The sequence below is a fragment of the Klebsiella sp. 141153 genome (genome assembly GCF_032601995.1).
In the GTDB taxonomy this organism is placed as follows: Bacteria; Pseudomonadota; Gammaproteobacteria; order Enterobacterales; family Enterobacteriaceae; genus Klebsiella; species Klebsiella aerogenes.
Genome location: NZ_JAQIRJ010000014.1, coordinates 160,575 through 166,766, shown reverse-complemented (window position 1 = coordinate 166,766; position 6,192 = coordinate 160,575). Strand labels below are relative to the sequence as shown.

General features: G+C 58.9%; 5 protein-coding genes. All 5 read right to left on the bottom strand.

The window, feature by feature from the left end; translation table 11 throughout:
• Positions 1 to 269: 269 nt before the first annotated feature.
• Positions 270 to 1,124 (bottom strand): metal ABC transporter permease, encoded by an 855-nt coding sequence (locus PGS10_RS22905; RefSeq protein WP_045395370.1) that lies wholly within the window; start codon positions 1,122 to 1,124, stop codon positions 270 to 272.
• On the bottom strand, positions 1,118 to 1,966 hold the full coding sequence (gene sitC / locus PGS10_RS22900) for an iron/manganese ABC transporter permease subunit SitC (protein WP_015370015.1): 849 nt from the start codon (positions 1,964 to 1,966) through the stop codon (positions 1,118 to 1,120). The genes PGS10_RS22905 and sitC overlap by 7 nt, the downstream gene beginning before the upstream one ends.
• Positions 1,963 to 2,784: a manganese/iron ABC transporter ATP-binding protein gene (locus PGS10_RS22895; RefSeq protein ID WP_047044102.1), complete on the bottom strand. Its 822-nt coding sequence runs from the start codon at positions 2,782 to 2,784 to the stop codon at positions 1,963 to 1,965. Before PGS10_RS22895 ends, sitC begins: the two co-directional genes overlap by 4 nt.
• Positions 2,781 to 3,698 (bottom strand): metal ABC transporter substrate-binding protein, encoded by a 918-nt coding sequence (locus PGS10_RS22890; RefSeq protein ID WP_063416277.1) that lies wholly within the window; start codon positions 3,696 to 3,698, stop codon positions 2,781 to 2,783. Before PGS10_RS22890 ends, PGS10_RS22895 begins: the two co-directional genes overlap by 4 nt.
• Positions 3,699 to 4,108: 410 nt before the next feature.
• The gene (gene flhA, locus PGS10_RS22885; RefSeq protein WP_045377386.1) at positions 4,109 to 6,181 is read right to left on the bottom strand and encodes a formate hydrogenlyase transcriptional activator FlhA; all 2,073 of its coding nucleotides are present in this window, start codon (positions 6,179 to 6,181) and stop codon (positions 4,109 to 4,111) included.
• Between the last annotated feature and the right edge of the window lie 11 nt (positions 6,182 to 6,192).

The window sequence follows — 6,192 nt, the reverse complement described above, 5'->3', positions numbered from 1 at the left end:
TCGGTTGGCAACTTTTTTAAGGGGTTTTCCCGGACGCGGCGCGTTGCGCCTTCTCCGGGCTACCAAATCGCACAGCGCTGTAGCCCCGGTAAGCGGCAGCGCCACCGGGGGTTTTGAGATCGCCAGCACCGGCAGTTTCAGCCAGCATGGTGAATAAATTAAAGGCAGGCCGCACGGACTGTAGGCCGGATAAGCGTAGCGCCATCCGACAATTCTCCCTGCTCGCGCTGCGTTTAGCAGGGCTACAGCTCCTGGCATTCATGCTGGCGTTAGCCGCTACCGGAGAGCGTTGCTGACGCCTTCTGTTTCTGACCGTCACGGATCGTGCTGGCGACAAAGGCCAGCACGAACAGCGCGGTAAACAGCACCACGATGGTTGGCGCCGGCGCGCTATCGAGATAAAACGACAGCCAGACGCCCGCCAGCGAACAGCCCACGGCGATTACCGTTGCCAGCAATAATGCGCTGACAAAGCGCCGCGTCAGCAGCAGAGCGATAGCGCCGGGCGCTATCAGCAGCGAAATCGACAGAATAATCCCCACCGACTTTAACGTCGCGACGATAGTCAGGGCGATCATGCACAGCAGGCCATAATGCAGCAGCCCGCAGCGCAGGCCGCTGGCTTTGGCCTGATTCGGATCAAAAGCGTGCAGTAAAAAATCGCGCCACTTTAGCCCGATAATCAGCGCAATCGCCAGCGCAATCACCGCCGTTTGCCCGATATCGCTGGCGGATATTCCCAGCATATCGCCAAACAGAATATGGTCGAGATGGACCTCGGATTGAATCGCCACGTACAGCACCAGCCCGGCGCCGAACATCCCCGAGAAGACGATCCCCATAATGGTATCGCGCTTGATACGGCTGTTATCGTCGAGAAAACCGGTGGCGACGGCGCAAAATAAGCCGGCAATAAACGCGCCGATGGCGAAGGGGATGCCGATAATGTAGGCCACCACCACGCCGGGGAACACCGCGTGGCTCATGGCATCACCCATCAGCGCCCAGCCTTTTAACACCAGAAATACCGACAGCAGTGCGCAGGGGACGGCGACGATCGTCGCCACCAGCATCGCGTTGACCATAAACGGAAACTGTAATGGTTCAAGGAGCATCGTTAGCATGAGGCCTCCCTGGCGCGGCGGCGGTTGGCCAGCAGGCCGTGCTTCGGCGCGAAGACAAAGGTGGCTAAGAACAGCAGCGTCTGCGCCACCACGATGATGCCGCCGGTGGCACCATCAAGATAGTAGCTCAGCCACGCGCCGAAGAAGCTGGTCAGGCTGCCGATAGCGACGGCAATGGCCAGCAGACGCGGGAAGCGGTCGGTTAACAGCCAGGCGGTGGCGCCGGGCGTCACGACCAGACAGATGACCAGAAACGCGCCGACGGTTTGCAGCGCCGCCACGGTGCAGGCAGCCAACAGAGTGAAGAACAGCAGCTTCAGGCCGCTGGTATTAAGGCCAATTGAGCGGGCATGGTTCTCATCGAAGAAGGTGACCATCAGGTCTTTCCACTTCAGCAACAGGATCGCCATCGAAATAAAGCCAATCGCCGCCAGCTGGATAATATCCTCCGGAGCGATGGCGAGAATGTTGCCGAGAATAATGGTTTGAATGTTCACCGAGGTCGGATTCAGCGACACCATAAACAGGCCGATGCCGAAAAACGATGAGAAAATCAGCCCGATGATGGCGTCCTCTTTAAGCCGCGAACGCTGGTTAAGAAACAGCATGCTGCCTGCCGCCAGGCCGCCGGAGAGAAACGCGCCGAGCGCAAAGGGCAGGCCGAGCATATAAGCGCCGGCGACGCCGGGAACGATCGAGTGGGAGAGGGCGTCGCCAATCAGCGACCAGCCTTTGAGCATCAGGTAGCAGGAGAGAAAGGCGCAGACGCCGCCGACTAATGCCGAGACCCACATCGCGTTGAGCATGTATTGATAGCCAAACGGCTCCAGCAGCCAGCTCATCGTTGGCCCCCCGCCGCGCGATGGCTGATAAACGGCCGCTCATCGTCGGTAATAATGCGTTCTTCCGCACCGGTGAGTGTGACGTGACGCAACACGCCGCTGAAGGCCAGCTCCAGGTTCTCGGCGGTGAAGGTGGTCTCCGTCGGACCGCTGGCCAGTACGGTGCCTTTCACCATCACCGTGTAATCGCAAAATTCGCTGACTGAACCGAGGTTATGGGTAGAGACCAGCATGGTACAGCCTTCGTCGCGCAGTTCTCGCAGCAGGGTGATGATCCGCGCCTCGGTCTGCACATCGACGCCGGTAAACGGCTCATCGAGCAGGATCACTTTGCCTTCCTGAGCAATGGCGCGGGCGAGAAACACGCGCTTTTTCTGCCCGCCGGAGAGCTCACCAATTTGTCTTTTGCGGTATTCGCTCATCCCTACGCGGGCCAGCGCGGCATCGACAATCTGCCGGTCGCGGGGCTTCGCCCGCCGCAGCCAGCCCATATGACCATAGCGGCCCATCATTACTACATCTTCCACCAGCACCGGAAAGGACCAGTCCACCTCTTCCGATTGTGGTACGTAGGCGACAAGGTTTTGCCGTAGCGCGCGGTTGACCGGCTGGCCGAGAATGGCGATATCGCCGTGGCCGACGCGCACGAAGCCCATCAGCGCTTTGAACAACGTCGATTTACCGGAGCCGTTGACCCCCACCAGCGCGGCAATCGATCCGCGCGGTACGCTGAACGTTGCATCGCGCAGGGCGGTGTGGCCGTTGCGATAGGTCACCGTGACCTGGTCGACGATAAGTCCCGCTTGCGGCGCAATCATGACTGTTTCCTCAGGCCATCGTTGATCCCTTTGACGATGGTTTCGGTGGTGACGCGCAGCAGGTCAAGATAGGTCGGCACCGGGCCGTCGGCGGTACTCAGTGAGTCAACATACAGTACGCCGCCATAGTGGGCGCCGGCTTCACGGGCGACCTGTCGCGCCGGTTTGTCGGAGATGGTGCTTTCACTGAAGATGGTCGGGATATGCTCCTTCTTCATGGTGTCGATAGTTTTACGCACCTGCTGCGGCGTGCCCTGCTGGTCGGCGTTAATCGGCCACAGATAACGCTCCTGCAGGCCGTTATCGCGCGCCAGATACGAGAATGCGCCTTCGCTGGTGACCAGCCAGCGTTTGTCCGCCGGCAGTTTCGCCAGTTCGGCCTTCAGCGGCGCCATGGTCTGGCGGATTTTATCTTTGTAGGCCTCGGCGTTACGGCGATAGGTGTCGGCATTGACGGGATCGTATTTCACCAGCGCATCGCGAATATTATCGACGTAGATCAGCGCATTATCCGCCGACATCCAGGCGTGTGGGTTGGGCTTGCCGTTGTAGGGGCCATCGCTGATGCCCATCGGCTGAATACCGTTGCTGACCACGACTTCCGGTACGCCGTTCAGGTGCTGATAAAAACGGGCGAACCACAGTTCGAGGTTGAGACCGTTGGCGAGAATAAGCTTCGCCCCCTGCGCGCGTTTGATATCGCCCGGCGTCGGCTGATATTCGTGAATTTCCGCGCCCGGTTTGGTGATTGAGCTGACGTCAGCGGCGTCGCCGGCGACGTTCTGCGCCATATCGGCGATCACGGTGAAGGTGGTAATGACTTTGAATTTTTCTTGCGCCTGAGCGGGGGCGATAGCAAGCAGCGCTAATGCGGCGGAGAACAACAGGTGCTTGAACGGCGGCAGATGCGGCATAGGATCCCTCACGGTATTGCGATTAATTAATCATCGTTTATAGCCTTTGCTATGTTATATAGCACAAGCTATTTATAAATGAAAATAATTCTTATTTAGATGTTGGGGTAATGATTAGGTTGAGAAGGATTTGGCAGGGAGGGGTAATCCGGGTTCGGTCCGGTATTCGATGGGTCGCTGCGTTATTTTGTCGGATGGCGCTACGCTTATCCGACCTACGGTCCATGCGCGATTTGGTAGCCCCGGTAAGCGTAAGCGCCACCGGGGAGAGCGCAAGCGGTTGTGCCGTTATTTTGTCGGATGGCGCTACGCTTATCCGACCTACGGTCCTGTGCGATTTGGTAGCCCGGAGAAGGCGCAATGCGCCGCCTCCGGGAAAATCCCTCCGCCATGAGAGACATATCGCCGGGCTAGACTAACCGATCCTTATTAATGCCTAAACGCTTCATGCGTGACAGCAGCGTCGTGCGCTTGAGCCCCAGGCGCTGGGCGGCGCCTTTTGGCCCGGCCACCACGCCGTTACTCTCTTTCAATACCCGGACGATCAGCTGATATTCATCTTCGCCTTCCTCCGGCAGCACTTCCGGCGCCAGCGTCTCCTGTTCAATATGCATTTCCGGCAGCGACAGTTGCAGTACGTTGCCGCGGGTTAACAACACCGCGCGCTCGACGACGTTTTCCAGCTCGCGCACGTTGCCCGGCCACTCCATGCGCGAAAGCGTACGCAGGGTCTCCGCCGGAATACTGTCGATGTTGCGCCCCAGACGGCGGGCGATTTTGAAGGTGAACGCTTTCACCAGCAGCGGAATATCGTCCGGCCGTTCGCGCAGCGGCGGCAGGTGGATCGGGAACACATTGAGCCGATAGTAAAGATCGCTGCGGAATTCACGATCGATAACCATCTGTTTGAGATCGCGGTTGGTGGCGGCGATCAGCCGTACATCGGTCTGAATCAGTTTATTACTGCCCAGGCGTTCGAATTCCTGCTCCTGAAGAACGCGCAGCAGCTTCGGCTGCAGCTCCAGCGGCATATCGCCGACCTCATCGAGGAACAGCGAGCTTTTGTCCGCCAGTTCGAAACGGCCGATGCGCTGGGCGCTGGCGCCGGTAAAAGCGCCGCGCTCGTGGCCGAACAGATCGCTTTCCAGCAGGCCCGCGGGCATCGCCGCGCAGTTCATTTTCACCATCCGTCGGCCGTTGCGCCCGCTCAGGTTATGAATAGCGCGGGCAATCAGTTCCTTACCGGTGCCGGTTTCACCGAGGATCAGCACTGTACTGTCGCTCTGCGCCACCATCTCCACCTGCTTGAGCACGCTGTGCATCGCTTCGCTGCGACCGATGATTTCGCCAAACTCGCTTTCGACGTTGTTGAGCTGTTCGGTGAGCGCCAGGTTTTCATCCACCAGCCGTTCTTTCAGCCGCTGGATTTCGCGATAGGCGAGGGCATTATCGATAGCTATCGATACGCGCTCGGCGATTTGCCGCAGCAGTTTAAGGTTAGTAGTGGTAAACACCTGCTCATCGCACTGCGCCAGCTTCAGCACCCCGAGCAGCGTATTACCGGACATGAGCGGCAACAGGCATAGGGTCTGGATCTGGTTATCCCACATCTCGAAGAGCATTTTCTCATACGGCGCCAGCGAGTCGTGCTCATGCAGATTGAGCAACAGCATCTCTTTGCTCTTAAACACCCGCTCGGTTAGCGTGCCGGCTTCATCGACTTCGCTTTGGTCGTGGACCGGATGGCTGGCGTCGAGATAGTGGGTGGAGTAGATATTGAGCTTGCCTTTGCGGTTGCTGCGCAGCACCACGCTGATCGCGTCGATGCGGAAATAGCGGTGGATCTCTTTCGCCACCTCGCTGACCAGCTCGTCAATATCGAGGCGCGACAGGACGGCGTTGGTGATGGCCACCAGGATGCGGAAGTTATCGCGCTCGTGGCACAGCAGGTCGTAATCGACGTTGTTGCTGACCCGGTTTTGGATCTGCTCGGTGACGACGGCGACAATCTGCGCGAAAGTATGCAGGCGCTGGTACTCTTTTTCGCTCCATGGCCGGTTGTCGTCGCGGATGAACTCACAACCGCCGAAGATGCGGCCTTCTGCCGCCAGCGGCAGCAGGCAGTAGTAGCCAAATTCCGGGTAAATGCCGCTGGCGGCCAGCTGCGGCCAGGTTTCGGCGAAGGTCGCGTTGTCGCAATGTAGCGCGTCGGGGCGCGACAGCAGGCGGCGTACCGGGCCGTGCGCCAGTACGGTTTCATCTTCGTAGCTTGCCGGCTGCCCGGCGTCGTCGCAGGCGTACCTGGCGGCGCGATGGTTGCCGTGGTTCCACAAGATAATCGCCGCCCGGTCGGCAAGCGCGGATTGCTGCACCAGACGGGTTAGCGTTTCGCTCAGCGCGGCCAGATCGGGCTGCTGTAATAAAATACGGGTGATATCAAACAGACCCTGCTGCCCGAGATCGCCCATTGGTGTATACGACATTGCTTAAGTCC

Bases quoted from the DNA above. Each gene is read 5' to 3' on its own strand.
- PGS10_RS22905 (WP_045395370.1), bottom strand. From the start codon at position 1,124: ATGCTAACGATGCTCCTTGAACCATTACAGTTTCCGTTTATGGTCAAC.
- sitC (WP_015370015.1), bottom strand. From the start codon at position 1,966: ATGAGCTGGCTGCTGGAGCCGTTTGGCTATCAATACATGCTCAACGCG.
- PGS10_RS22895 (WP_047044102.1), bottom strand. From the start codon at position 2,784: ATGATTGCGCCGCAAGCGGGACTTATCGTCGACCAGGTCACGGTGACC.
- PGS10_RS22890 (WP_063416277.1), bottom strand. From the start codon at position 3,698: ATGCCGCATCTGCCGCCGTTCAAGCACCTGTTGTTCTCCGCCGCATTA.
- flhA (WP_045377386.1), bottom strand. From the start codon at position 6,181: ATGTCGTATACACCAATGGGCGATCTCGGGCAGCAGGGTCTGTTTGAT.